At 59.7% G+C, this 26046-nt stretch carries 22 protein-coding genes and 1 other RNA gene; 13 read left to right on the top strand and 10 right to left on the bottom strand.

The window, feature by feature from the left end; all coding sequences use genetic code 11:
- Nucleotides 1–121: 121 nt before the first annotated feature.
- Both RTU96_RS00820 and RTU96_RS00815 read right to left on the bottom strand, forming a co-directional pair.
- Nucleotides 122–1768: a tryptophanase gene (locus RTU96_RS00820; protein WP_312634382.1), complete on the bottom strand. Its 1647-nt coding sequence runs from the start codon at nt 1766–1768 to the stop codon at nt 122–124.
- 152 nt (nt 1769–1920) lie between these two features.
- Nucleotides 1921–2298 carry a RidA family protein gene (locus tag RTU96_RS00815; protein ID WP_312634381.1) on the bottom strand — a complete coding sequence of 126 codons (378 nt, stop codon included), beginning with the start codon at nt 2296–2298 and terminating at the stop codon, nt 1921–1923.
- Nucleotides 2299–2553: 255 nt separating this feature from the next.
- Here RTU96_RS00815 and RTU96_RS00810 point away from each other — a divergent pair, with 255 nt between their 5' ends.
- Nucleotides 2554–3261: a PAS domain-containing protein gene (locus RTU96_RS00810; protein ID WP_312634379.1), complete on the top strand. Its 708-nt coding sequence runs from the start codon at nt 2554–2556 to the stop codon at nt 3259–3261.
- A 67-nt stretch (nt 3262–3328) separates the two neighbouring features.
- Nucleotides 3329–4102: a GNAT family N-acetyltransferase gene (locus RTU96_RS00805; RefSeq protein ID WP_312634378.1), complete on the top strand. Its 774-nt coding sequence runs from the start codon at nt 3329–3331 to the stop codon at nt 4100–4102.
- A gap of 154 nt (nt 4103–4256) precedes the next feature.
- On the opposite strand, the gene RTU96_RS00800 is transcribed toward RTU96_RS00805, so the two are convergent.
- On the bottom strand, nt 4257–4961 hold the full coding sequence (locus RTU96_RS00800; RefSeq protein ID WP_312634376.1) for a DUF6320 domain-containing protein: 705 nt from the start codon (nt 4959–4961) through the stop codon (nt 4257–4259).
- A 2-nt stretch (nt 4962–4963) separates the two neighbouring features.
- Nucleotides 4964–6256, bottom strand: a complete 1293-nt coding sequence (locus RTU96_RS00795) for a hypothetical protein (RefSeq protein ID WP_312634375.1) — start codon at nt 6254–6256, stop codon at nt 4964–4966.
- A gap of 233 nt (nt 6257–6489) precedes the next feature.
- Between RTU96_RS00795 and RTU96_RS00790 the strand changes: the two genes are divergently transcribed.
- The 5 genes from RTU96_RS00790 (at nt 6490) to RTU96_RS00770 (ending at nt 11850) form a co-directional block, all read left to right on the top strand.
- The gene (locus RTU96_RS00790; protein WP_312634373.1) at nt 6490–7446 is read left to right on the top strand and encodes an alpha/beta hydrolase; all 957 of its coding nucleotides are present in this window, start codon (nt 6490–6492) and stop codon (nt 7444–7446) included.
- A 111-nt stretch (nt 7447–7557) separates the two neighbouring features.
- Nucleotides 7558–7657: signal recognition particle sRNA small type (gene ffs, locus RTU96_RS00785), an RNA gene on the top strand.
- Between the two features lie 48 nt (nt 7658–7705).
- Entirely contained in the window at nt 7706–9550 is a 1845-nt protein-coding gene (dnaX, locus tag RTU96_RS00780) for a DNA polymerase III subunit gamma/tau (protein ID WP_312634372.1), read from the top strand.
- A 104-nt stretch (nt 9551–9654) separates the two neighbouring features.
- Nucleotides 9655–10023: a YbaB/EbfC family nucleoid-associated protein gene (locus RTU96_RS00775; RefSeq protein ID WP_312634370.1), complete on the top strand. Its 369-nt coding sequence runs from the start codon at nt 9655–9657 to the stop codon at nt 10021–10023.
- A 60-nt stretch (nt 10024–10083) separates the two neighbouring features.
- Nucleotides 10084–11850, top strand: a complete 1767-nt coding sequence (locus RTU96_RS00770) for a DUF4127 family protein (RefSeq protein ID WP_312634369.1) — start codon at nt 10084–10086, stop codon at nt 11848–11850.
- Between the two features lie 74 nt (nt 11851–11924).
- On the opposite strand, the gene RTU96_RS00765 is transcribed toward RTU96_RS00770, so the two are convergent.
- A complete protein-coding gene (locus RTU96_RS00765) occupies nt 11925–12686 on the bottom strand; it encodes a hypothetical protein (RefSeq protein ID WP_312634368.1) in 762 nt (253 codons plus the stop codon).
- A 215-nt stretch (nt 12687–12901) separates the two neighbouring features.
- Here RTU96_RS00765 and RTU96_RS00760 point away from each other — a divergent pair, with 215 nt between their 5' ends.
- The 6 genes from RTU96_RS00760 (at nt 12902) to RTU96_RS00735 (ending at nt 18080) form a co-directional block, all read left to right on the top strand.
- Nucleotides 12902–13963, top strand: coding sequence for an FAD:protein FMN transferase (locus RTU96_RS00760; RefSeq protein ID WP_312634367.1), 1062 nt, complete (start codon nt 12902–12904; stop codon nt 13961–13963).
- A complete protein-coding gene (locus RTU96_RS00755) occupies nt 13929–14333 on the top strand; it encodes a NusG domain II-containing protein (RefSeq protein ID WP_312634366.1) in 405 nt (134 codons plus the stop codon). Before RTU96_RS00760 ends, RTU96_RS00755 begins: the two co-directional genes overlap by 35 nt.
- 4 nt (nt 14334–14337) lie before the next feature.
- On the top strand, nt 14338–14853 hold the full coding sequence (locus RTU96_RS00750) for a Gx transporter family protein (RefSeq protein ID WP_294852663.1): 516 nt from the start codon (nt 14338–14340) through the stop codon (nt 14851–14853).
- Between the two features lie 4 nt (nt 14854–14857).
- A complete protein-coding gene (locus tag RTU96_RS00745) occupies nt 14858–16174 on the top strand; it encodes an AAA family ATPase (protein ID WP_312634362.1) in 1317 nt (438 codons plus the stop codon).
- A 13-nt stretch (nt 16175–16187) separates the two neighbouring features.
- A complete protein-coding gene (locus tag RTU96_RS00740; protein ID WP_312634361.1) occupies nt 16188–17177 on the top strand; it encodes an NAD(P)-dependent oxidoreductase in 990 nt (329 codons plus the stop codon).
- Nucleotides 17178–17261: 84 nt separating this feature from the next.
- Complete coding sequence (locus RTU96_RS00735) at nt 17262–18080, top strand: carbon-nitrogen hydrolase family protein (RefSeq protein ID WP_312634359.1); 819 nt, start codon at nt 17262–17264, stop codon at nt 18078–18080.
- A 96-nt stretch (nt 18081–18176) separates the two neighbouring features.
- Here the strand turns inward: RTU96_RS00735 and RTU96_RS00730 are convergent, their stop codons facing one another.
- The 5 genes from RTU96_RS00730 to RTU96_RS00710 form a co-directional block, all read right to left on the bottom strand.
- Complete coding sequence (locus RTU96_RS00730) at nt 18177–19001, bottom strand: mechanosensitive ion channel family protein (protein WP_312634358.1); 825 nt, start codon at nt 18999–19001, stop codon at nt 18177–18179.
- A 7-nt stretch (nt 19002–19008) separates the two neighbouring features.
- Nucleotides 19009–19782: a uridine phosphorylase gene (udp, locus tag RTU96_RS00725; protein WP_312634357.1), complete on the bottom strand. Its 774-nt coding sequence runs from the start codon at nt 19780–19782 to the stop codon at nt 19009–19011.
- An 83-nt stretch (nt 19783–19865) separates the two neighbouring features.
- Nucleotides 19866–22247 carry an endonuclease MutS2 gene (locus RTU96_RS00720; RefSeq protein ID WP_312634355.1) on the bottom strand — a complete coding sequence of 794 codons (2382 nt, stop codon included), beginning with the start codon at nt 22245–22247 and terminating at the stop codon, nt 19866–19868.
- 45 nt (nt 22248–22292) lie between these two features.
- Nucleotides 22293–23045, bottom strand: a complete 753-nt coding sequence (gene recO / locus RTU96_RS00715; RefSeq protein ID WP_312634354.1) for a DNA repair protein RecO — start codon at nt 23043–23045, stop codon at nt 22293–22295.
- Between the two features lie 259 nt (nt 23046–23304).
- On the bottom strand, nt 23305–25977 hold the full coding sequence (locus RTU96_RS00710; RefSeq protein ID WP_312634352.1) for a TetM/TetW/TetO/TetS family tetracycline resistance ribosomal protection protein: 2673 nt from the start codon (nt 25975–25977) through the stop codon (nt 23305–23307).
- Nucleotides 25978–26046 lie beyond the last annotated feature (69 nt).

Genomic DNA, 26046 nt, shown 5'->3' with positions numbered 1-26046 from the left:
CGGGGAGGAGTGCGCGTAAAAACGCCCGCGGAAAGCGTATTCATTTTCCGCGGGCGTTTCGCTCTTTACCCCTGCGCTCTTTCCACGCGGCGCAGGTTACGCAAGATTATAAGTTGGAGAATTATTTCTCCTCGTTGGAATAGGGCTCCAGGAAGGCATGGAAGTGACGCATGGGCAGGTTATGCCCCCAGATGATGCGCATGTTGGGGATACTTTCCCGGTCTTCATACAGGGCCTTGACGGCGGCGATGACATAGTCCAGATGCTCCTGAGTCAGGCGGCTGCGGTCAATGGCGAACCGAACCACGTTGGCAAGCTCGGCCTGCTGCTCCGGAGTCTTCAGATCATACTCCATGGAATAGTCGCCCAGCTCAGAGACACGGATCCCGTAGCGGCGGATCAGCTCGAGGCTGAAGCCCTCGCCGGCAAAAGCCTCATGGCCGCGCTTGCCGTCGAAGAATTCGTCCATGTTGATGTACACGGCATGACCGCCGGCGGGCAGCACCACGCCCTTGACTCCGGCCTTGTAGAAGCCCTGCGCCAGATATTCGCACTGCTTCACGCGCTCATGCATATAGTTGAAGTCGCAGGACTCATACAGGCCCACGGCCAGCGCCAGAATGTCGCGGCCGCTCATGCCGCCGTAAGAATCGTTGCCATAGCAGGAGATCTGCTTGACCTTCAGCAGCACGCCCACGTCGGTCTTGACGGTGCCGTCTTCATTGAAGTCGGAGAAATTCTTCCAGAACAACCCCTTGTCGCGGAAAGCCAGCATACCGCCCATGTTGGCGTGGCCGTCCTTCTTGGCGGACATGGTGAAGGCGTCGCAATAGGAGAACATCTCGGTGGCAATCTCGGCGATGGACTTATCGGCGTAGCCGTCTTCGTTCATCTTGATGAAGTAGCAGTTTTCCGCCCAGCGGGCCACATCGAATACCAAGGGGATATCGTACTTGTGCGCAACCCGGTTAATGTCCTTGATATTGGCCATGGAAACGGGCTGGCCGCAGATGGGGTTATTGGTGATGCAGGTAAAGATCAAGGGCACGTTTTCGGAACCCACGGCCTGAATCAGCTGCTCCAGCTTGTCAATGTCCATGTTGCCCTTGAAGGGGTTTTTTGCATAGGCTCCGCCCTCGGGAGTCTGATAGAGCAGCTCTTTGTGATACAGGTTCCGAGGCACGGAGCCCATCTGCTTGATGTTGCCCTCGGTGGTATCGAAATGGCCGTTGGAGGGGATGGTAAAGACCTTGCCGGGATGCCGCTGGGCCAGAATTTTCTTAATAATTTCCATCAGCACAGACTCGGCTGCGCGGCCCTGCTGGATGATAAAGCTGTTGGGCCGCTCCATCTGAGCAGCACCGCCGTTGAACAGGCCGCCCTCGTACTCGCAGAGGTAGACCTCATCCATCATCTTCTCCACGTCCCGGCAGTCGGTGCGAACCAGATCGACAATCTTCTTCCAGTTCTTCTCGCCGCCCCGCTCAAGAATGTCGCGGAAGGTGTCCAGCAGAACGTAATAGCCGGTGTTGCGGCCATAGGCCTCGTCGCCCAGGAACAGGGACGCCCACTGCTGGTTGGTCATAGCGGTGGTGCCGGAGTCGGAAAGCATATCGACCGTCAGCATGCCGGAGGGGAAGGCGAACTCATTGTAGTGGGTGGCCTTCAGCGCACGCTCACGTTGCTCCAACGTCACATTGGGAACATCACGAACCGCGAAAGTAAAGTGATGAGGAGCGGGAACGTTCAGAGAATATTTGTTAGACATAGTGCTTTACCTCCATAATTTTTCGGCGCAGTGCGCCTTGTTATGGATACTCCGGTCGTCAAAACACAGGGGTCCCAATCCCTGCTTTTCGCCTGGCGGACAGTATCTTCCAAAGAAAGATGCAGGAACGTAACGGGAAAGCGGGAATATCCTTACAGGACTGCGATGACTTCGATTTCTACCAACGCGTCCTTGGGAAGACGAGCGACTTCAATTGCAGAGCGGGCGGGAAAGCCGCTTTCGGTGAAAAAGGTGGCGTACACCTCGTTCATGGCGCCAAAGTCATTCATGTTCTTCAGGAACACGGTGGTCTTGATAATGTGGTCCATGCCGGTGCCGGCTTCCTCCAAAATAGCCTTGACATTGGTCAATGACTGCCGGGTCTGGGCCTGGACGCCCTCGGGAAACACGCCCGTGGCGGGGTCAATGGGCAGCTGCCCGGAGGTGATGACCAGTCCACCTGCCTGCACGGCCTGAGAGTAAGGCCCGATGGCCGCAGGGGCCTTGGTTGTACTAACAATCGCTTTCATTGGTAATCCTCCTTCGCTTTGTAATAAAATTTTATCACTCTTAAAAATTTTGTCAATTAAAATGTTGCTAATTTATCACATTTGTCTGATTAAACATTTTTATTTTTTGAATATTGTGCAATACTTATAAATTATCTTTAAAAGTGCAAATTTATTATTATTATAGTTAGGATAATTTTTTATTTTGACAAAAAACTGACAAACATATATAATGAAGATAAAGATCGCAGCAAAAATATGAACTGAGGTGAGCGCATGCCCGAGATCCCCAACCCCCTTCTCCTGCCGTATGCGAAACTTACGGAGTTCCTCGGGCGCGCCCTGGGTTCTTCCTACGAGGTTGCTCTCCACGATTTGACAAATAAAGAACGTTCGATTGTTGCCATCGCTAATAATCACATCAGCGGGCGGGAGATTGGCGCTCCCCTGACCAACATTGCCCTGAGTATTTTGAAGGACAAGAGCTACGAAACCTCGGACTACCGCCTGAATTACTACGGGGTCGCCATCAACGGCAAGACTTTGCGGTCCAACACGCTGTTCATCAAGGACAATGCCCGGCTGATCGGTATGCTCTGCATTAACTTTGATGACAGCCAGTTCCGGGCTGTCAGCAGCCAGATAATGGGCCTGTGCCACCCCGACTTTTTTGTGGAGGACTTTGTTTCTCAGTTTGGCCCTGGGGCAGTGCCAGCCGAGCAGCGGATGCCTGAAAAATTCGGCAATTCCGCGGAAGCTGTGGCAGCCGACGCCGTCAGCGGCGAGCTAGAGCTGCTGGGGGTAACGGCAGAGCGGCTGACCGCCAACGAACGCCTGCAAATTCTCACCAAGCTGGAGGCCGACGGTATCTTTTTGCTCAAGGGTGCGGTAAAGGACGTGGCCGAAGGGCTTTGCTGTTCTCAGGCCAGCATTTACCGCTATCTGTCCCAGATCAGGAACAGTAAACACGCCGAGACGCGATAACGCGCCCGATATACGCTTTTGAAAGGCGGGCGGATACGCCCTCTTTTTCATGAAGAGGAGGTTCCCCATGCTTGTGCCGCTGACTGCGCCCACCCAGATTTCTGCGTTTTCCACGGCCTGTTCCTATGAACACGTCTTTGGCTCCCGGGCGCTGTCCGCTCTTCGGGCTTACGGGCCGGGAGATGTCCGCGCCCGCTTTTACCTATGCGTGGAAGACGGCTTCCCCGCTGCTGCGCTGTGCCTATCCGGAGGCGTGCTGTCAGTCTCTGCCGACGGCCGGGCAAACCCCGGAGAAATCGCGGCTCTGGCACAGGCGGAGCGCGTGGGAGAAATCGACGCAGACCGGACGTTGACCGATGCGCTTCAGCGCCTGTTGGGCGGCACAATAGACAGCTCGTATTTCATGGTATACCGGGGCGGGCCCCAGAGCGGGATGTTCCCTGATCTTGTGCCCGGTGACCTTCGGACGGTGTTCAGCATCCTCCAGCAGAGCCACGAATACTACCGCCAGCACCTTCAGTATGAGAGCTGGTCCGCCGATCTGCGCCTGCGCCTGTCCAAGGGGCTTGCGGAGGTGTGGCAGTTGGAGGTTGACGGGCAGCCCGTCGGCACAGGGAGCATCGCCTCCGAGGACGACGAATGCGGCATCATCGCGGCAGTGGCGGTGGTACCGGAGTTTCGCCACCGGGGTTTGGGCGGCTGCATCAGCCGCTTTCTGACAGGTCGCATTCAGAAAAAAGGAAAAACGCCCCGCCTGATCTCCGGCAATGACGGGGTAGCGGAGCTTTATCGCCAGGTCGGCTTTGAAACCTGCGGACGCTGGGGCGAATTATACCTCTAATTCATCATGAAAGCGGAAAGGACAGAGGATATTCCTCTGTCCCTTCCGCTTGGTTTTTTTATTCAGCTCAAAAAGTATGCTGCCGTCCCCTTCATCTCACTCTCACCATGGAAGAAAACAAAAACCCGACTATGTGCACCGTCGGGCAGCAGCCCTAAAAATGAAATCTCCGCCGCGCTTCCTCCCGCAGGGACGGCACTCGCCGCACCACCACCAGCGGAATAGAAAGACCCACGCAGGCCGCCAAAACCACCAGTGACCACCCCGGGGACCACAGGTCATGCAGATACAGGTCTGTGCAGGCCTCAACGCCCACGCAGAAAAGCCCCGCTGCCCCAAGGCACAGCATGGCGGTGGTCAGCATGGAGTGCCCCCGGCGCAAAAGCCAGCTCAGGGCGCACACCACCGCCGCCGCCACCGCCAAAAGCGGCACTGCAAGGCCCCAAAACCATTCCCAGCCGTCCAGCGCCAGAGCGATCAGGGCCACATAGACCGCCACCGCGCCCACGTCCGCGGTGAGCCGCACCCAGAGAGGGACCCAGCGGTTTACAAGCAGCGGCAGCACCAGCCAGACCCACAGCATCGCCGCCGCGCCCACCACAAACAAATACCACCGGTGTTCCGGCTTCAGCGCCAGATTCAGCAGTGCGCAGCACACGCTGACCGACGCCAGCATAGACGTAAGCAGCAGAGCCGCCGTCCGCTTTGAAACCGGAGCCACCTCCGCCCGCCGGGCAGGAAAAAAGGGCGGGTGCTCCGCCGCCGGGTCAGCGCCGGGGTCGTGCACCTCCGTGCCGCACAGGGGGCAATCCTTCACATCGGCGCTCAGCTCCACGCCGCAGTGTACGCAATATGGCATGTTTACGTCCTCCTTTCGGGGTTTGAGCGGTTGCTCTCAATGCGCACGGGCAGCCCCTCCCGTACCAGAAAGCGGAAAAAGTCCCGTTCCGTCTCCGCGTCCGCCTGTGTCCCCGCCACGGTGATTTCCATGATGTTGCCATAGCTGACAGAGGCCACATGGGGCCGGGGAACGGTGGCCTGCCCCAGTACCACCTCCATGTGGTGAATGTGGGGCCGCATGGCCTCCGGCATGGGGATCGCGCCGGGATTTGTAAACGTGGCGGAATAAGGGCGCACGCCCCGGGTTCGATAATGGTAAGCCACAATGGAATTTTTCACCACACGGGGCAGAAGCTGCAATGCCGTGTTGGACTGATAACGGACGTTGCGGGTAATCTGCGCCCGCATTTCCTGCGGCGAAATATGGAGCCGCATATAGTGGCGCACCTGCGCCGCCACCTCCGCAAGGCTGTGCTCCCCCAGCGCCGGATCAAACCCCGGCTGAACCGTGACCAGAAAATTCCGCAGAGTTTCCGACGGAAACCAAGGCCGCAGATTGACCGGCACCGCCAGCGTCACAGGCAGCATCTTGTGATAGTTCTCCCGCCGTTGTTTTTCCGCCAGCACCAGAAGAAGCGCCGCCGCCAGATACTCCGTCACCGACACGCCATAGCTCCGGGCTTTTTCCAGAAGCTTGTCCAGCGGCACAAAGCCCATGGTGACATGAAACGTATAAAACGGCTCCGCCTGCCCCAGATTTTGATAGGCTTTCTTAATCAGCGGCAGCCTGCGGGCGGCGGGACCCACATAGCGGGCGTAGGCGTCCTCCAGTTCCTCGGGCCGGGGCGGTTCGTTTAAATCCAGAATCCCCTCTTCCACAGGAACAAACATACCGGTTTGGCGCAGATATTCCGCCAAAAGCGTCTTAAAAAAGGTAATCGCGCCCGCGCCGTCCGACAGGGCATGAAATGCCTCAAAGGAAATGCGGTTTTGATAGCGGTAAAATCGAATTAGCCACCCCGCGTCCTCATGAAACCGAAAGGGCTGACAGGGGTCCGCCACATCCTCTTTCAAAAAAGGACCGGGGGCAGTGTTCGGCTCGAAATAGTACCAGAATACGCCTCGGCGAATCCGCACCGCGAATCCCGGAAACCGGGGCAGCACCGCGTCAATGGCCCCTTGCAGCGCGGCGGGGTTCACCGGCTCGGTCATCACGGCGGAAAAACGGTAGACGGCGGAATACTCCTCCCGCTGAAGCGCGGAGTACAGCACGCCCGCGTTGTCCAGCTTGTACCATTGCTTTTTTGTCGCCATGGCGGCTCCCTCCTTTTTAAACTCCATTTGCGCCTGCGCTCGGACCGCTTTCGCTTTCCCTTCAGGGACGGGCAAACGCGGCGGCTCATCTGAATAATTGTATCATGGGCCGCCGCTCACCGCAAGAACGCATTGACCCGCCGCCCGAATTTCCCCGCAACAAACGGAAAAAAGCGTGTCATTTGGGGAAAACTATGCTATCATGATGCCATCATTGAAAAGGAGGGCGCGTCATGGACCAGTCCCGCAAGGTTCTCAAGGCCGCGCTTGCCCAGCAGCGCAAATCCGCCGAAAGCCGCCGATTGGCCCCCGCCATGCGAGTGCTCAAGGCCCTCCACAGCGCGGGAGCGCCGGAAGCAATGACGGTGGAGGAGCTGGAGCGCCAGCGCCGGAGTCAGGAGCTTTTGGGCAATCTCACCGCCGACATGGCGGACATGAGCTGGGAGCCGTTTGACCTTGCCGGGATGCCTGCGGCGTGGATGCGTTTGCAGCGGCCCCACCGGCGCAGGCGCGCCGTGCTATACTGCCACGGCGGGGGCTATACCAGCGGGAACCTTGGCTATTCCAAGGTGCTCTCCTCCAAGCTCACCAAGGCCACGGGCTTCGACGTTTTGACCTTTGAATACCGCCTTGCCCCGGAGCACCCATACCCGGCGGCGGTGGAGGACGGGCTGCGTGCGTGGGATTATCTCATGCGCCTAGGATACGGCGCGCGGGACGTGGTGGTGGCCGGGGACAGCGCGGGGGGGAATCTTGCGCTGGTGCTGTGCCACCGGCTGAAGGCCGCCGGGCGGATGCTGCCCGCCGCCCTGATTCTCATGTCCCCGTGGACGGATATGACCGCCTCCGGTCCCTCTTACACGGAGCGGGCGGAAATTGACCCCATGCTGACGCTGGAGTATATCCACGCCGTCCGGGAAGTATACGCCGGGAAGGAAAATCTGCGCAGCCCCAGCCTTTCCCCCCTGTTTGGAAACTTTGCGGACTTCCCCCCCACGCTCGTGCAGGTGGGGTCCTATGAAATTCTCTATTCCGACGCGGAGTCTCTGTGCCATGCCATGAAGGCAGCGGGCGCGGAGTGCCGTCTGGAGGTCTGGGATGACATGTGGCATGTGTTTCAGATGTTCCCCATTAAAAAGGCGGCGGCGGCTATGGAACAGATTGCCCTGTTCCTTCTGGAACTGCTCTGAAATTCATCAATCTGAAAATTTACGCCCGTCCCCGCAGATTCCAGTTGATAATTTGAAAAATTTATAGTAGAATAGATACACTTTGAATGAAGTCCTCCGCTTGCAGCCGCGGAGCCGGTCTCGCGCAATGGACGCCTGCTAACCATGTCAGGCGGGGAACCGAGCAGCATCGTGCGGGATGTTCCATGTGCCGCGAGGGCGCCGGTTCCGTGGCTGCAAACGGAGGACTTATTCTGTCTTTTTGAAAGGAGGCGGTGGTGTGTATCAGGCTTTGTACCGCAAGTGGCGGCCCAAAACCTTTTCAGATGTGATTGGCCAGGCCCACATCACCGAGACGCTGAAGCGTCAGGTGGCGGAAGGACGCACGTCCCACGCCTATCTCTTCACCGGCACCCGGGGCACCGGCAAAACCACCTGCGCGAAAATTCTGGCCAAGGCGGTGAACTGTGAAGACCCTCAGGACGGCGATCCCTGCAATCGCTGCCCAAGCTGCCTTGGAATTGAAAACGGCACCTTTTTGGATGTTTTAGAACTGGACGCCGCCTCCAACAACGGCGTCGATCAGGTCCGCGCTTTGCGGGACGAGGCGATTTATTCCCCCGCCAACGTGAAAAAGCGGGTCTACATTGTGGACGAGGTTCACATGCTTTCCGTGGCGGCGTTCAACGCCCTTCTGAAAATTCTTGAGGAGCCGCCTGAGCATTTGATGTTCATTCTGGCCACCACGGAGCTGCACAAGGTCCCGGCCACGATTCTCTCCCGCTGCCAGCGGTATTCCTTCAAGCGCATTTTGCCCCGTGAGGTTGCCGGACGGCTTTCTTACGTCGCCCAGCAGGAGGGCATCGACCTCCACGCCGACGGCGCGGAGCTTTTAAGCCGCCTTGCGGACGGGGCTTTGCGGGACGGGCTGTCCCTTTTGGACCAGTGCGCGGCGGCGGGCGGCGTGATTGACGCCACGGCCGTGCTGGACGTGCTGGGTCTTGCAGGAAATCTTCAGACCGCCCAACTGATGGAGCACATTTTACAGCGGGACGCGCAAGCGGCCCTGCTGCTTTTGAACCGACTTTACGACGGGGGCAAGGACGTGGGTGCCGTTTTGAGCGAGCTGTCCGTCCTGACTCGGGATTTGCTGCTGCGGCGAACCGCCCCGGAGGGGGGCGCGGCGCTGCTCTCCGGAGGATACGACTCCGCGGCGCTGGACAAGCTCCAAAAAGACGCGTCCGGAAGCAGACTTTTGTATCTGGTCACCACCTTGCAGCGGGCCTCCGCCGACCTCTATTACAGTTCCAACCGCCGGACCGACGCAGAGCTGTGCCTTCTGCGGCTGTGCGACGAATCCCTCTCCGGGGACCTCACCGCGCTCACCGCCCGGATTCAGAAGCTGGAGGACACGCTGGAACGGCTTCCCGCTCTTCTGGGCAGGAACCCGACGGAGCGAAACGGACAGGGCCGTACGGCCCCCGCGGAGAGATCCACTCCGCCCATGAAGGTTCCGCCCGTTTCAAGACCCGCTTCAGTGGCAAAATCCCCTTCCGCCTTTGAGGACAGTCCGCCTTGGGGCGAGGAACCGCCCTTGCCGGAGGAGCCGCCCATTGACGACCGCAGCGCCCCACCGTGGGAAGACGCTGATGCGCGATTTACCCCATCCCCCGAAGCAGCCGCGCCTCTCCCGAAGGCGACGGAAACGTCCGTCGCCGCAGTTTCACGGGAACCGGCGGCGCCGCCGACCCCGGAAGTTTCTTCTTCCCCGCCGGGGCCCGCTTCTCCTGCTTCTTCAGAAAGCGCGGGAGGCGCGGAGTGGTGGCATGCGCTGGCGGAGGAATGCAAAGGCCGTCTTCCGCCCATGTACCGGGTGTTTTTGGACCGGTGCAGCGGAGAGCTGAAGGACGGCGCACTCACCGTCTATGCGCCGGATGAAATCACCAAGGGCCGACTGGACAACGACCGGGTCTTGGGCGCGCTTCAGGAATTGTCCGCCCTTCGGGCCGATGGGCCCGTCACGGTGCGGCTCACCGTGGGCGACGGCCCCGCCTCCTCTCCGGAGGACAAGCTGGAGGATTTGATCCGCAGGGGAAGCCGACTGGACAACTTCACCATCCGATAAATGCGGCGCGTGCTTTTAGCCGCGTTTTAAAGCCGGGGCGCGTTCGCGTGCGTCCCCGCCTGCAAACATACACTTCAAACAAATTTGAAAAGGAGCCTTGCTTTATGAGTTACAGTGCCCGCCGTGGATTTACCAACGGCAGTATGCGCCCCTCCGGGGCCGCCCGTCAGCAGGAGATGCAGCAGAAGATCCAGGAGATGCAGGAAGCCATGAACACCGCCCAAAGTGCGGTTGAGGTTCAGGAATTTACTGCCAGCGTGGGCGGCGGCGCAGTGGAGGCCAAGGTCAACGGGAAAAAGGAAGTTCTGTCCGTCAACATCAAGCCCGAGGCCGTGGACCCCGAGGACGTGGAGATGCTTCAGGACCTGATCGTTTCTGCTGTAAACGAGGCGCTGCGTCAGGCGGGAGACACCATGGAGGCCAGCCTGAACGACATCACCGGCGGCATGGATCTGGGAGGCTTCTCCCTGTAAAACATCGCGTAAAAAGTCCGCAGGCTGTGCTTGCGGACTTTTTTGCAAATTGGAGGCACGATGAAAAAAACTGCTTTAAAGTTACTTTCCGCCGCTCTATCCCTGACGCTTCTTTTGGGAGCGGCAGGCTGCGGGCAAAGGCAGGCGGCAGACCCGAAGGGTCCTGCAAAGCTTGCCTATGTTCCGCTGGACGACCGCCCGGACAATGTGGAGCGGGCGGTGTATCTTGCGGAATCTCTGGACTATAAGCTGCTGCTGCCGGATTCCTCGCTTTATGCCACAAAACTGGATGGTCAGCCCCTTAACCCCAACGGGGAGCAGTCCGGCGACCGGGCCGCGCTGTACGAATGGGTGCTCCGGCAGGAGAAGGAGGGCTGCGACCGCTACATTCTCTCCTTGGACCAGCTTCTATCTGGTGGCTTGGTCGGCTCCCGGGCCCTTGCGGGGGAAAATCCCGTCACACTGTCGGATGGAACAACGCTTACGGAGACGGCGCTGCTGGAAAATCTTCTTTCCGTTCTCTCACAGGACGAAAATAACCGGGTCTGGCTGCTGGACAGCGTAATGCGTCTTGCTCCCACGGTGGGATACGGCGGATTTGGCCTGAACGAGTACGCCGCCCTGCGAAATTACGGCGCGATGGCCCGCCCCCATCTGGCGGGAGACGATCTGCGCGTCGACCTCATCACAGCGGACTACCGTCTGGGGACCGACGGTCAGCCGTTGGCGGTGCAGTCCGCTGAGCCACTGCCGGAGGGAGCGCTTTCCCAATACTTGTCCGCGCGGGAACGAAAGCTCAATCTGGGCGCGCATCTGCTGGACCTGCTGGACGATGAGACCCACAAAAATTTCAGTGTCTTAATCGGCGTGGACGACTCCTCTTTGGAGGACAGCATTCAGAAAAATGAGATTGCCTACCTCTCCGCCCATCTTCGGGAGGGAGACTGGCTCCTCTCCGGGGTGGACGATCTGGCGTTTAAGGCCATTTCCGCCCTGTATCTGCAAGACTGCGGATGGGAGGGGGCGAAGGCGTCTCTTCGATACATCGGGGGACTGGAAGCAGAGCCCGCCTGCGCCTATGACTATCAGCCACTGAACGTGGTGGTGGATCAGCATTTGGAGTTCTTCAAGCTGGAAAGCCTCTCCGGCACCAGAGGGGCAGACCTGCAAATTCTGGTGCTCACCGCTCCGGCGGAGCCGGAACGCACCGGGGATTACGCGTGGGCGCTGAACAACGCGCTTGCGGAAAATCGAAAAAACAAGCTGCCCACCATTTTAATTGACGCGTCCAACGACGCTTACGGCACCGTGATACACGACGCGCTGACGCAGCAAGCGGAGCTGAGTGTTCTTTTGGCCTACGCCGGATTTCTGGACATGGCCATTGTCACCGGCACGGCTTTGTCCCACGGGGTGGCGCGGTATGCATGGCTGACCCGCTCCCCCGCCCCCGAGACAAATGACGCGGCCAACACCGCCTTTGTGAAGTCTCTGTCCGACGGGGTCATCAAAGACTTCGCCTTCCGCAACACCGTGCGCAACGACCTGTACACCTACGTCCGGGAGGACTTGAAGGGCAGCCCCGACAATTTCTATCGGCCTGAAATTGACTCGGCAGCGGTGCTGGCCCGGCTGGAAGCAGACATGGAAGTCTCCGCCGCGCCGGTGCTTGCCAATTTCAGTGGTGGGAAACTTATCACCAGTTTATCCCCGTGGGTAGAAGAGAACTGCGGCACGCTGACGATTTCCAATTACCGTTTCCCTTGGAACCGGGTCTTTGAAATCGGCATGGACATTGACCGGGAGGCAACCGCACCAGAGACCTGAAAAAGCGGAGCGCCGTGGGAAAATCCCACGGCGCTCCGCTTTTTCATTTATGAACCCGCGCGTGTAGGACCGGCTTACAGCTCCTTGACGGTATAGTACACCGCCAGAATAAAAATCGCAATACCCAGCACCCAAATGGCATAATAGGCAATGGTGGCGCTGAACAGAGACAGCGCCACAGCGACGGCGGAAAGTCCGCAGGAAACCATCAAAACGGTGCCGTCAGTATCCTTGGGAAGAATCCGAAGCGCGCCAAGCATTCCGTCTGTCTGCTCCAGCTTCCGCGCCGCCATAAACGTGGCGGCCAGCAAAAGAAGATAGACGCAGGCTCCCGCAATGACGAGGATTTTCCACTGCTGGCTGCCAATCCCATGACGGCAGACCCAAGTGGCAAACAGGCCCGTCCCCAGAATCGTCATGGCAAAAAAGCACTCTCGCGCGTACAGGCACCAGAGCACCCCAAGCAGCATAGCAGCCGCCGTAAGCACGGTGAGCACGGTCACGCCGGTAGGATACACCGCTTTGACCATCCAATTTCCGGCGGAGAGAAACAGGCCCGCAAACACCCCTACCCAAGCCACCGTTTGCTTCCAACCCCGCTCTTTTCTCCACAGCACGGCCAAGACCACACCCAGCGCCAGCAACGCCGCGCCGACTCCCATCAGGGTTGGCATGGCGGCGTCCCAGCCCAGCATTTGGTCTATATTGCCGTTGACATAGTATTTTCGCACCATCAGCAGATAAATTTCCGCCAGACAGCCTCCGATAAAAAATTTAAGCGCACCGTTGAGGGGCGCGTTGTTCCGCTTCAGTTCTTCCCTGTCCCTTTTTTGCATATATCGCAACCTCCATGGGTTTTTCAAAATCAGCGCCGAGAAATGCCCACGCATACCGTGTTATTCTAGCAGATTGTTCATCTCTTTGCAAGGGCTTTGGTGAAAAAAGCGAAGAGGGGCGGCTTCCCCGCTTGTTTGACCGGCAAAATCGTGCTATACTGATGGTTCTCAAAGCTTCAGGTTTTTATCAAACTTTTAATACGAGGAATACACACATGAGACGTTTGCTTGCCGCCGCGCTGTGCGCAGCGCTGATCACGGGTCTTTCCGCCTGCGGGCAGGAGGAAGGTACTTCCGCCGAATTTTATGCCATGGACACCAACATGTCTGTCACCGCCTATGACGGCAACGCCCAAAACGCCGTGAGTGCGGTGCGCGATGAGCTGTACAGTCTGGACCTGCGCCTTTCCCGCACGCGCATAGACAGCGCCATTTCCCGGCTGAATACCGGGGTGGGCCTGCCGGCGGAGGAAGCGGATATCTCGCAGCTTATTACCTCCGCAATTGAATACAGCGACGCAACCGCCGGCGCATTTGACATTACTGTGGCCCCGCTGGTTTCCGCCTGGGGCTTTACCACGGACCACTATCAGATTCCTAAGCAAAAGGAACTGGACCGCCTGCTGCCCCATGTGGGAAGCAGCCACATTCTCTTTGGCGGGGATGGTACGATTACCTTGGACGGGGGGACGAAGATCGATCTGGGCGGCATCGCCAAGGGGTATGCCTCTGACTTGTGCGAGCAGATTCTATCGGAAAGCGGCGTGACGAGCGCCATGGCATCCCTGGGGGGCAACATTTATGTCCGGGGCAGCAAGCCGGACGGGAGCGCCTGGCGGGTGGGCGTGCAGGACCCCCAAAAACCCTCCGGCTTTGCGGGCGTTCTCTCCCTGACGGATGCCTACGCCGTCACCTCCGGCGGCTATCAGCGGTATTTTGAGGAAAACGGCAAACGCTATCACCACATTCTGAACCCCGCCACCGGCTATCCCGCCGAAAGCGGCCTCACCTCCGTCACCGTGGTAGCCCCCGCAAACGGAGACGAGCACGGCGATGGGCCCGGTCACGGCACCATGTGCGATGCGTTTTCAACCGCGCTGTTTGTGATGGGTGAGGAAAAGGCCGTGGAGTTCTGGCGCTCCGGCGTCTATGATTTTGACCTTGTAATGGTAACTGAGGACGGTCGGGTTCTTGTGACCGACGGCCTTGCGGACAAATTTCAGCAGGAGGACGGCAGCGGCTATGCCTATGAGACAGTCTCCGGAAATCCGGCCTAAACCCGCCGACGCGCTGGTGGCGCTGTTTGTCATTTTGCTGGCCGCTGCGCTGGCGCTGGGCGTGTGGGGGCGCGGGGCGGAAAGTGGGCTTTCCGCCGTCATTTCCGTGGACGGACAGGTGACGGAGACGGTAAACCTTTCCCTTCTTGCCGGGCCGGAGGTACGGGAGCTGACCGCAAACAGCTATACCCTCCGTCTTCGCCTGTCTCCCGACGGGGCGGAGGTGCTGGAGGCCGACTGCCCCAATCAGGTGTGTGTCCGCACCGGGGCAATTCACCGGTCCGGACAGAGCGTGGTGTGTCTCCCGGCGCGGATTTCGGTCATGCTGGCGGGAAACACAGAAAACGGCGTGGACGCCGTGCTGGGGTGAAGAAATGAAGCTGACGACAAGACAATTGACGCTGTGCGCCGTGCTTACCGCGCTGGCACTGGCGCTGAGTTATGCGGAAAACCTGCTTCCCCTGTCCCTTGCCATTCCCCTGCCGGGGGTAAAGCTGGGGCTTGCCAATATCGTCACCGTTTTCGCGCTGTACGCGCTGGGGGCGGGACAGGCGCTTTTGATTCTCATTGCCCGGTGCACGCTGGGCGCGCTGTTCGCGGGAAACGTGAACGCGCTGTTGTTTTCCCTGCTTGGCGGGCTTTGCGCAATGGGGGCCATGTTCCTGCTGTCCCGATTCCGGCCTTTGTCGGTATACGGCGTGTCTGTGGGCGGCGCGGCAGCTCACAACTGCGGTCAGGTGGCGGCTGCGATTTTGACGCTGGGCAACGCGGCCCCTCTCTATTATCTTCCCCTTCTGCTTGGGGTATCCCTGTTTACCGGGGCTTTGACGGGCTTTGCGGCGGGACTTTTGTTCCGAGCGCTGGAGCACACCTCTTTAATGAAAGCGTGAGCGTATGGACAGGAAAGACATCAGCAAAAAGGACCAGATTATTTTGCAGCAGTTGGATGTAATCCGCGCTATGTCGGAAAACAACCTGCGCCGGATGGAAACGGATTTCTGGGGCCACCCCTCGGCTCCGCCGAAGCCTGCGGAGCCGAAGACCCCGTCTGCGCCCCCTCCAGCACCTCCGCTGAAAACCGGCGGAGCAAAAGAGAGCGGCGGCACAGCCTCCTCCACCGGAAACGACGAAGGGGCTCCTGCGGAGCAGCCTGCTCCGCCCCCGGAGAAAATTGAAGACTTGCAGGCGGAGCTGGACGGCTATATCGGCCTGACCGCCGTAAAAAAAGAGGTGAAGAACCTCATTGATCTGGCCGCGGTTCACCAGCTTCGCAAGGACCACGGCCTGCCGGTGGCGGATTTGAGTCTTCACATGGTCTTCTCCGGCAATCCCGGCACGGGCAAAACCACCGTGGCCCGGCTGATGGCCCGCATTTACCACAGCCTTGGCATTCTCTCCAAGGGACATCTGGTGGAGGTGGACCGCAGCGGCCTTGTGGCCGGGTACGTGGGCCAGACCGCCATTAAAACCGGCAAGGTCGTCGACGCCGCCCTTGGCGGCGTGTTGTTTATCGACGAGGCCTACGCCCTTAACGGCAGGGCTGAAAACGACTTTGGGCAGGAGGCCATTGACACCCTCCTCAAGGCCATGGAGGACCACCGGGACGATCTGGTGGTCATCGTCGCCGGATATGACGGACTGATGGACGACTTCGTCCATTCCAATCCCGGCCTCGAATCCCGTTTCAACCGCTTTTTGCACTTTGAGGACTACACTCCGGAGGAGTTGCTGTCCATTTTTGATATTCAGTGCAAAAAGGGCTGCTATCAGCCGGAGGAGGAAACCCGGCGGCTGGTCCGGGAGTTTATCGCGGAGGAAAACGCAGATTCCATCTCTTTTGGCAACGCCAGAGGCGTGCGGAATATTTTTGAGCGGCTTCTGGTCAATCAGGCCAACCGGCTGGCAGCCATGGAAACCGTGTCTCGGGACGACCTGATGAAAATTACTCCCCGGGATGTCCGCGCGGCGCAGGGACTACCGGAACCGGCGACGGAGACCACGGCGAACACCGCCGCATCCTCTCCAGAGGGAGAGCGCCCCTCCCAAGAAGCCAAAGCCCCCACGGAGGACGTCACACCCACAGACGGAGCGGAAACTCCCGACGAGAAAACCGCCGAACCGTTATATCCGACAGAAAAAACCGGCGAGAAGAACGGCAGTTCCGCAGCCTCGTCGGAAAAGTCCGCTGAGGACGGAAAAAATTTACAATAAAAGGACTGTGCTTATGAAAGTATTGGTGCTGGCTCCAAAATCCCGCTATGACGCTTTTCGTCCAGACCTTCCCGCCGCCAAGTCAGCGGAGCTGGTTTTTTGCGACCGCGAGGGAACCGAGGCGGAGTGGCTTGCTGCCGCAGGCGATGCAGACGCGCTGTTTGTCATACCAGTGACCCCCGTGTCGGCGGAACTGATTTCCAACATGCCTAATCTGAAGCTGATTCACTCCGAGGGCGTGGGCTTTGACCGCATTGATCTGGAAGCAGCTCGGGCCCGGGGCATTTATGTGTGCAACTGCGCCGGATGCAACGCGGCGGCAGTTTCCGAACTGTCCGTGACCTTGATGGGTATGCTGCTGCACCGGGTTCTATGGGGCAACCGCATGGTTCGCGCGGGTAAGCAGGCGGGGGCAGTGCGGCTGGTGGAGCAGGACGTTCCCGCAGATTTGTCGGTTTCCACCGTGGGTCTGGTGGGCTTCGGGGCCATCGGTCAGGCGGTGGCAGAGCGGCTGCGCCCCTTTGGCGCAACGGTGTATTATTACGCGCCCCACCGCCGGGACGCGGAGACGGAGACACGGCTGAACGCCCGCTATCTCCCTCTGGAGGAACTGGCATCGGTGAGCGATATCGTCAGCCTCCACCTGCCCGCAAACGACCAAAGCCGAGGACTTGTCAACCGGGAATTTCTTGCCCGGATGAAGCCCACGGCCTACCTTGTGAACACCGCCCGGGGCGCGATTATCGACGACGAGGCTTTATGCGCCGCCGTGCGGAAGGAAAGGCTTGGGGGCGTGGCGCTGGACTGCTATGAGCCGGAGCCTGCCGGGGCGGACCATCCGCTGGTTCGTCTGGCGGCGGAATTTCCGGACAGACTGATTCTCTGCCCTCACTTCGGCGGCGCGGCGCAGTCCGCTTTCCGCGCGGCACACCGAATGCTGTTTGAGGATTTGGAGAGCGTTCTGTCCGGCAATCGGCCGGAGCGGGTGGTCAACGGCCTGTAAGTGCTTTCACCCCGCTGTCCGTGCCAGGTCCTTGAAAATGAAAATGCCTGGGAAACAGAGTTTTCCCGGGAAAGGAGCGTTTCTATGAAGGTCGCGCTGATTCAGTTGGCGGGCGGCACCGGCGACAAAACTGCCGACATTGCCCTTGCCTGCGAAAAAATTCGGGGAGCGGCTGCAAATGGCGCGGATTTTGCCGTTCTGCCGGAGATGTTCTGCTGTCCTTACGACAGCGCCTGCTTCCGTGACTTTAGCGAAGCGGCGGGCGGGCAGGCGCAGTCCGCGCTTTCCCGGCTTGCGGGGGAGCTTGGTATTTATATCGTGGGCGGCTCCGTCCCCGAGCTTGCGGACGGAAACGTTTACAACACATCCTATGTCTACGACCGTCAGGGCCGGGAGCTTGCCCGTCACCGCAAGGCCCACCTCTTCGACATTGACGTAGCGGGCGGACAGCGGTTTTTTGAGTCCGACACCCTCACCCCCGGCGATCAGATTACCACCTTTGACACAGAGTTTGGGCCCATGGGGCTTTGCATCTGCTTTGACCTGCGGTTTGAAGAGCTGGCCCGATGCATGGCTCTGCGGGGCGCAAAGTGCATTTTCGTCCCGGCGGCTTTCAACATGACCACCGGACCTGCCCACTGGGAGCTTTTGTTCCGCCAGCGGGCGGTGGACAATCAGTGCTTTACCGTGGGGATATCCCCCGCCCGGAATATGGATGCGTCCTACGCGGCCTACGGCAACTCTCTTGCCGTGGACCCTTGGGGAACAGTTCTGTGCCGCGCGGAGGGCGAGGCCACGGTGCTGTATGCTGAGCTAGACCTTTCCAAAATCGAGTCCGTGCGCAGCCAGCTTCCCATCCTCTCCGCCCGGCGCATGGATATGTACGAGCTGCGGGAGCTTTAATTAGTCCCTTACAATTTAGGACTGCAACCCACATTTTCATAAAAAGTCCCGTGAGATTTCGCCGAAATCTCACAGGACTTTTGTGTTTTCACTATTTTACGCGTTTTTTCCGTCCACAATGTGGACGTTCAAATGGTCATAGGCCATTTCGATGCCCTTCTCTTCAAAGACCCTTCGTAGGTTTTCCCCAAGGGTCAAATAGACATCCCAGTAATTTGTCGTGGTTGCCCAGCAGTACACGCTGTATTCCATGGCGCTGGGGCGGCACTCCGTCAGGTAAACCGAGGGCGCGGGGTCTGCCAGCATCCTCTCCGTCCGTTCCAGTGCCGCCCGGCAGGCGGCCTTCACCGTGTCAATCGGCGCGGAATAGGGCGCGTTCACCTTCTGGCAGATGCGTCGGCGGCCAAGGGCGGTATAGTTGGTCAGCTTTTCGGAGGAGAGTTTCCGGTTGGGAATCATCACCGTCAGCCCCTCCAGCGTCACCAGCTTCGTGTGGTTCAGGGCCATTTCCTCCACCGTGCCGGACACGCCGTCCGTCTCGATAAAATCCCCCAGCGTGAAAGGGCGAGAGGACAACAGCACCAGTCCTCCGGCCACGTTGCCCAAAATGTCCTCCGCCGCCAGCGTCACCCCCAGAGAAGCCACGCTCAAAAGCGCCACAAAGGACGAAGAATTGATGCCCAGCGTGTCCGCCACAATGATTGCCGTGATGATGTAGAGCACCAGCTTTACGCCCATCAGCAGGTATTTGAGTACCCGCTCCTCCAGCTTGCTGCGGCTCATAATCCGGCGGAGAAGCCGCATGAGAATCCGAATGACGATCAGGCAGACCAGCAGCACGCCCACGGCGGACGCGACCTTCCCGAACGTCAGCGAAATCCCGCCCGGCAGCGCCGCGTTCCACAGGTCCTCAAAGCTCATGTCCCGCTCATTTCTCCGCCGCGCGGTCGGCTGCAATCACCAACTTCATGGCCTCCACCGCCACTTTCACGGAGGCGGCGGTATCCTCGCTCATATTCTGGTCCAAGCCCGCCTTTTCCCGCTCCTGATTCCAAACCACATGGAAGCAGGAGCCGCACCGCACCCCCAGCGCCGCCGCCACCACAAACAGGGCGGCGGACTCCATCTCGCTGGCCTTCACGCCAAGACGCTTCCAGCTCTCCCACTTTTGCAGAAGCTCATAAGATACGGGGGATTTATCCGGGCTATGCTGCCCATAGAAGCTGTCCTTGCACTGGACCACGCCGGTGTGAAGAGGATAGCCAAGGGCCTTCGTGGCCTCCGCCAGATGCCCGGTAATCCCAAAGTCCGCTACGGCGGGAAACTCGATGGGCGCGTATTCCATGCTGGTGTGCTCAAAGCGCACGGCCCCCGTGGCCACCACGATGTCGCCGGACTGGACCTCCAGCGCAATGCCGCCGCAGGTGCCGGTGCGGATAAAGGTGTCCGCCCCGCACTTCACCAGCTCCTCCATGGCAATGGAGGCGGAAGGCCCGCCGATGCCCGTGGAACAGACGGAAACCCGCTCTCCCAAAAGCGTTCCCGTCCATGTTGTATACTCCCGGTTTTGGGCCACCTCCACCGCGCCGTCAAGCAAAGCGGCGATGGAAGCCACGCGGCCCGGGTCCCCGGGCAGAATGCAATAGCGACCCACGTCCCCCGGTGCGCACTGAATGTGATACTGTTTCGGTAAAACCTGCATCTCTTTCACCTCATCAATTGATTCCGCCGCCTTTCGGGGCAGCGGCCCGCAAAAATATCTCTGTCGCCCCAAGGCGGCGGTTTTTATTTCATCGTCACCACCGTGACGCCGGACTCGCCCTCTCCATAGACCCCAAGACGGAAGCTCTTCACCGCCTTATTCCGGCGCAGCAGCTCGTGGACGGCTTTTCTCAGAACTCCCGTTCCCTTGCCGTGGATAATGGTGACGGTTTCCAGCCGCCCCATCACGGCGGCGGAAAGGAAGGTTTCCACCACGCTCTCGGCCTCGATGCTCTCCATCCCCCGGATGTCCAGCTCGCTGGTGGCAGCGGGGCGCAAGAGCTGCCGGTCCGGGTTGGAGCGGGCCGGAGTGGACTTTTTTCGCTCGGTCGCCTCAATCAGCCGCACCTCGTCGGCCTTCACGGTCATTTTCATCCGGCCCGCCTGCAATTGCAGCGCCCCGTCTTTTCCCACGGAGACAACCTCCGCCGGGGTTTTCACACCGGGAATTTCCACCTGATCGCCCTTTTGAATGGGGCGGCTGGGCTTTGGAATCGGCTCCGGCTCAAACTCTCGGCTGCGCAGCTTTTCCTCTGCCTCGTTCAGTCCCCGGCGGATAGATGCCTGCGCTTCGTTCAAATTCTGCGCCGCGTCGGACCTAGCCTGCTGTCTGCGCAGCTCCGCCAGCTCGTTCATGGTTTGGTCAGCGGCGGATTTTGCGTCCCGCAATATGCGGCGGGCATCCGCCTCGCCCCGGCTGCGGGCATTGTCCCGCGCCTTCTCCATCTGCGTGCGAAATTCCCGAGCCTTGCGTGCGTCTTCTTCCCGCTGCTGATATAGCCGGTCGGTTTCCGCCTGCTTTTTCTCCAAGGCCTGCCGTTTTTGCTCCAACTGGGTCAAAACATCTTCAAAGCGGACGCTGTCTCCCGCCATCTGGGCCTTGGCTTCCTCCACCACCTCGTCCGGCAGACCCAGCCGCTTGGAGATGGCAAAGGCGTTGGACTTTCCCGGAATGCCGATCAGCAGCCGATAGGTAGGCCGCAGGCTTTCCACGTCAAACTCGCAGGAGGCGTTTTCCACCCCGGCGGTGGTCATGGCAAAGGTTTTCAGTTCTGCATAATGAGTGGTGGCCGCCAGTTTCGCGCCGGAGCGGCGCACCCGCTGGATGATGGCCACGGCCAGCGCCGCGCCCTCCACTGGGTCCGTTCCCGCCCCCAGCTCGTCAAACAGCACCAAGGTTCGCTTATCGGTCTCCTTGAGAATCTGAACGATGCCGGTCATATGGGCGGAGAAGGTGGATAGGCTCTGCTCGATGCTCTGCTCGTCTCCCACGTCCGCCAGCACCCGCTCGTATACGGAAATCTGGCTCCCGGACGCAGCCGGAATGTGCAGTCCACACTGGGCCATCAACGTTAAAAGACCCAGCGTTTTCAAGCTGACGGTTTTGCCGCCGGTGTTGGGCCCAGTGATGACCAGTGTGTCAAAGCTGTCGCCGATTTCAATGTCAATGGGCACGGCCTTTGCCTTGTCCAGTAACGGGTGGCGGGCTTTGCGGAGGACCACCGCCCCATCCCGCCTCAGCGCGGGGCGCACGCCGTCCAGCTTATAAGAAAGCTGGCCCCGGGCGAAAATCAGATCCAGCCGCACCAGCGCGTCATAATCCCCTTGAATATCCTCCCGGTGGTTGGCCGCGTCGGCGGACAGCTCGGCGAGAATCCGCTCGATTTCTTTTTTCTCCTTCGCTTCCAGCTCGATGTACTCGTTGTTGGCTTGCACCACTCCCATTGGCTCCACAAACAAGGTGGCCCCGGTGGAGGACACGTCGTGGACAAGCCCCGGCAGCGCCCCCTTCTGCTCCGCCTTCACAGGCACCACAAACCGCCCGTCCCGCTGGGTGATGATGCTCTCCTGCAAAACCTTGCTGTAAGTCGGAGAGGAAATAATCCGCTGGAGCACCTGCCGGCTTTTCGCCTGCGCCGCCCGCATCTTGCGGCGGATGTCGTTAAGCTCCGGGCTGGCGTTGTCGGAAATCGTGTCCTCGTCCAGAATGACGGACTTAATCCGCTCCTCCAAAAACCGATTGCCGTGGAGAGATAAAAACAGGTGGTCCACGGCGGTCTTCTCTCCCGCGCCATCGGAAAAATATTCCCGGGTTCGCCGGGCGGCGGTTAAAAGACCCGCGATGGTCAAAAGCTCCGTGGTGTTCAGCCCGCCGCCCCGGTCTGCCCGGTCCAGCGCTTCTGCCACGGGTTTTACCCCAGAAAAGGAAGGGCTGCCCCGCAGGCCGATCAACTCTCTTGCCGCGTCGGTCTGGTCCAGCAGGCGCAAAACCTCCTCAGACTCCGTTTCCGGCCTCAGCGCAAGGACGCGGCGTTTGGCCTCGTCACTTACGGCCTGTTCCGCCAGCATGGAAAGCACGCGGGGCAGCTCCAGCGTCCGCATGGATTTTTGAAACAATTCGCTCATAAACAATCCTTTTCGTATAAAACATCCTAAATAGTACAAAATGTATTAGAGATTCGACAAACTTTTATAATAGTCCAGCGTGCGGAAGCTCCGCTCAAGCTGCACGGCCACATACCGCTCCGCCGCGTTGGAGAGCTGGCCCAGCGCCTCCCCGGTTAATGTAAATGCATAGAGCCGTCCGGGCGGACCATAGACAATGTGCCGCAGGGCGGCCACCGCCTCCGGGCGCAAGGGGAGCGTTTCCCCGCCACCCGGACCGCCGCAGGCGGCGCAGCGCAAAACGCCCTGCACCGGATCCAGCCGCGCATCCGCCGGATTCTCCTCGCCGCACACAGCGCAGCCGTCCGCCAGCGGTTCATACCCCGCAAGGCACATCAGCCGCCACTCAAACGCGGGCTTGGCAAGCGCCCGGGGCTTTTTCAGCGTGTCCAATGCGTATAAACCGTTCAGCAGGTGGCTTAAAAGCTCCGGCGCGGAAATTTCGGGAGAGGAAACGGCCTCCGTCAACTCTGCAAAGTAAAACCCCAGCGCCAGCGCTTCAAAATCCGCCCGCAATCCGTCAAACAGGGCCAGAGTGGTTCCCTCGTTTAAATAATACCAGTCCCCACGGCGATTCAGCGTCAGCTCGCTATATGCAAGGGTTTGGCAGGCGGCGGCATAGCGGCTGCTTTTCCGCCGCGCCCCCTTGGCAATCACGGAAATTTTCCCGTGGTCGGGAGTAAGCACGGTGAGGATTTTGTCCGATTCCTTCGTCTCCGTCTCCCGCAGCACCGCGCCCCGGGTCACAAGGTCGCTCACAGGTTCCCCTCCTCATTCCGGGGCGTTTGTCTCCAGAAATTCCCGGTACATGGCATAGTATTCCGGCGCGCCGGTGGTCCAAAACAGCGTCCAGCAGGTATTAGCCGTCACAATTCATCACCTCTTGGGTTAATGTATCCGATTTTGTCGAAACTATGCCCCAAGTCCCGGTAAATAGCCGGGTGCATTCCTTATTATAGCAAGGCTACGGCCGCTCCGCAAGGGGCGGACTTCGTCGCAAACCGCGATTTGTTTGTCTTCACCGTCCGCCGGAAAAATTGTCTCCGGTCTCCTCCCCGGCTTGTTCCCTCCGCTCCAGCGCTTTTGTCAGCGCTTCCCGCATAGGGCGGACCTTTCCGGCGAGATTGTTTTTTTGCAGGACCGCGTTGATTTCCCCTTGGGTCTGCACCATTTCCTCCCGGAAAGCGGCGGCGGAAACCCGCAGCGCTCCGTGGCCCAGAATGATAATCTGCTCGGCGGCGTCGGAGGAGACGACCCGCACCCGGTGTTCCCGTCCAAGCTGATAGGTAGTCCTTTCGATATAGGCGTCCGCCGTCTCAGCCTCCTTGGTATAGACCAGATGAATGTTGTGGTACTTTTCCACGGTCTCCAAGCCGCCCTTGACCTTATAAGCGTCAAACACCACGATGACCCGGCACTTGCGAAACCCCTGATAATCGCTCATCAAATCGCATAGCATCCGGCGCGCCGCATCCAGATTTTGCCCGGCGGCAACTTTTAGCTCGTCCCATGCGAAAATGACGTTGTACCCGTCCACCAGAAGGTATTCCGGTCCGGCGGGCGGGGGCGAAGCGCGATACGCCGGAGCCGCATCGGCGGCGGGCATGGGCTTTTGAAAAGTCCTGCGCTTCACCGGGCCGTAGGTCCGCTCGAAAATGGCCCGCAGCTCCTTATCCTGCTCCATTGTTCCCGCGTAGGCGGCGGAGCGGGCGGCGGAGGGGCCGGAATCGCTTTTCTTCACGGGCGTTCCGTCCGGGGAAAAGCCGCTGTCCACATGAGCACGGGCGGGAACGTCCCGCCATTTTACCACATGGCCCGCGCCTCCTTCGCAAAAAATAGAGTCCGCCGGATTATCCAAATCCCGCTCCGGGTCGTAGCCCGTCTCCTCCACAATCTGTTCCTGTCTTGGGCAGGGCCGATAGCCGCCGGGGGCGCAGGACAGCCGTCCCTGTCCCTTGGTATAGGCGGCCACCTCCGCCCCGTAATCCCGCAGGGCGGACACCGGGGCCGCGCCGGTGAACAGCGCTTGCTCTCCCTGCGTCTCCGGCGGGGCAAGCTCCCCGCCCATCCGCTGCAAATCCGCCATGGCGCGGCCTGTCTGGGCCTGAGGAACCGAAAGAGAAAACTCATACCACGGCTCCAGTAGGAGGCTTTTCGCGCCCATCAGCCCCTGACGCACGGCCCGCCACGCCGCCTGACGAAAGTCGCCCCCCTCGGTGTGCTTTTCGTGGGCACGGCCCGCAAGCAACGTGATTTTCATGTCCGTAACGGGCGCGCCAGTAAGCACACCGGGGTGTTTTTTCCATGCAAGCTGGCTCAGCGCCAGCCGCTGCCAAGGAAACGCCAGCGTGTCCTCGGGGCAGACGGTGGCAAAACGCAGCCCCGCGCCTCGTTCCAGCGGCTCCAGCAAAAGGTGGACCTCCGCGTAATGCCGCAAAGGCTCGAAATGCCCGATTCCCACCACGGGGACGGCAATTGTCTCCCGGTAAACAATGGCTCCGGGGCCGAAGGTTACGTTCAGATCAAACCGATCCTTTAAAAGCCGCTGCAAAATCTCCTGCTGGAAAAGGCCCATCAACTGCACGTTGATCCGCCCGGTACGCTCCTGCCAGACAACCCGGAGCTGAGGGTCCTCATCCTCCAGCCGACGGAGCTGACCCAATGCGGTGTGGACATCGCAGCCATCCGGCAAAAGCACCTGACAGGTTAAAGCAGGCTCCAGCAGCGGCGGGGCGGAAGCGGACTCCGCGCCCAGGCCCTGCCCGGAAAAGGTATGACTCAGGCCCACCACGGCGCAGACTGTCCCCGCTTCAGCAGCGTCGGCAGGACGGAATTTCGCGCCGGAATAAATCCGAAGCTGGTCCGCTTTTTCCTGCCAGTCCTCCCCGTCCCGACTGCCGGAGAGCAGGTCCTTCACCCGCAGAGTTCCACCTGTGACCTTTAAATGGGTCAGCCGCGCACCCTGCGCATCACGGGAAATTTTATAGATCTTCGCGCCAAACTCCTCACCGTATACCGGTACCGGGGCAAACCGTATCATGCAATCCAGCAGTTCTTCCACTCCGTCCAGCCGCAGGGCCGCGCCAAACAGGCAGGGGAACAGCTTTTCCTCGCCAACCAATTCCGCAACGGTTTCGTCCCGCAGCGTGCCGGAGGATAAGTATTCCTCCATGGCGACCTCGCCGCACAGGGCGGTTTCCTCCTCCCACTCTGAAGAAGGCCGGGAAAAATCCACGCAGCAGCCGTCCAGCCTTCCCTTCAGCTCCGCAAGAAGCGCGGCGCGGTCTGTTCCCGGCTGGTCCATTTTGTTCACGAACAGGAGGGTGGGCACGCCGTATCGCCGCAGCAGCCGCCAAAGGGTCAGCGTGTGCCCCTGTACTCCGTCCGCCCCGCTGATGACCAGCACCGCGCAGTCCAGCACTTGGAGCGTCCGCTCCGTCTCTGCGGAAAAGTCCGCGTGGCCGGGGGTATCCAGCAGTGTCAGCTCCCGCTCTTCAAGGGGCAGCACCGCCTGCTTTGAAAAAATGGTGACGCCTCGCTCCCGCTCCAGCGCGAAGGTATCCAAAAACGCATCTCCATGGTCCACACGGCCCAAACGCCTCAGCGCGCCGCCCACGTAGAGAAGTCCCTCCGTCAGAGTGGTCTTCCCCGCGTCCACATGGGCCAATATCCCGACTACCAGCTTTTTCATCGTTTACTCCGCTCTTCTCCGCTTGCATTCCGTTAAATTTCTCTAAGTATAGCAGTCTTGGGCCTTCAG

Source organism: Oscillibacter sp. (genome assembly GCF_032018205.1).
In the GTDB taxonomy this organism is placed as follows: Bacteria; Bacillota; Clostridia; order Oscillospirales; family Oscillospiraceae; genus Oscillibacter.
Note: the sequence above shows the minus strand (reverse complement) of the source record. Positions and strands in the feature narration are given on the sequence as shown.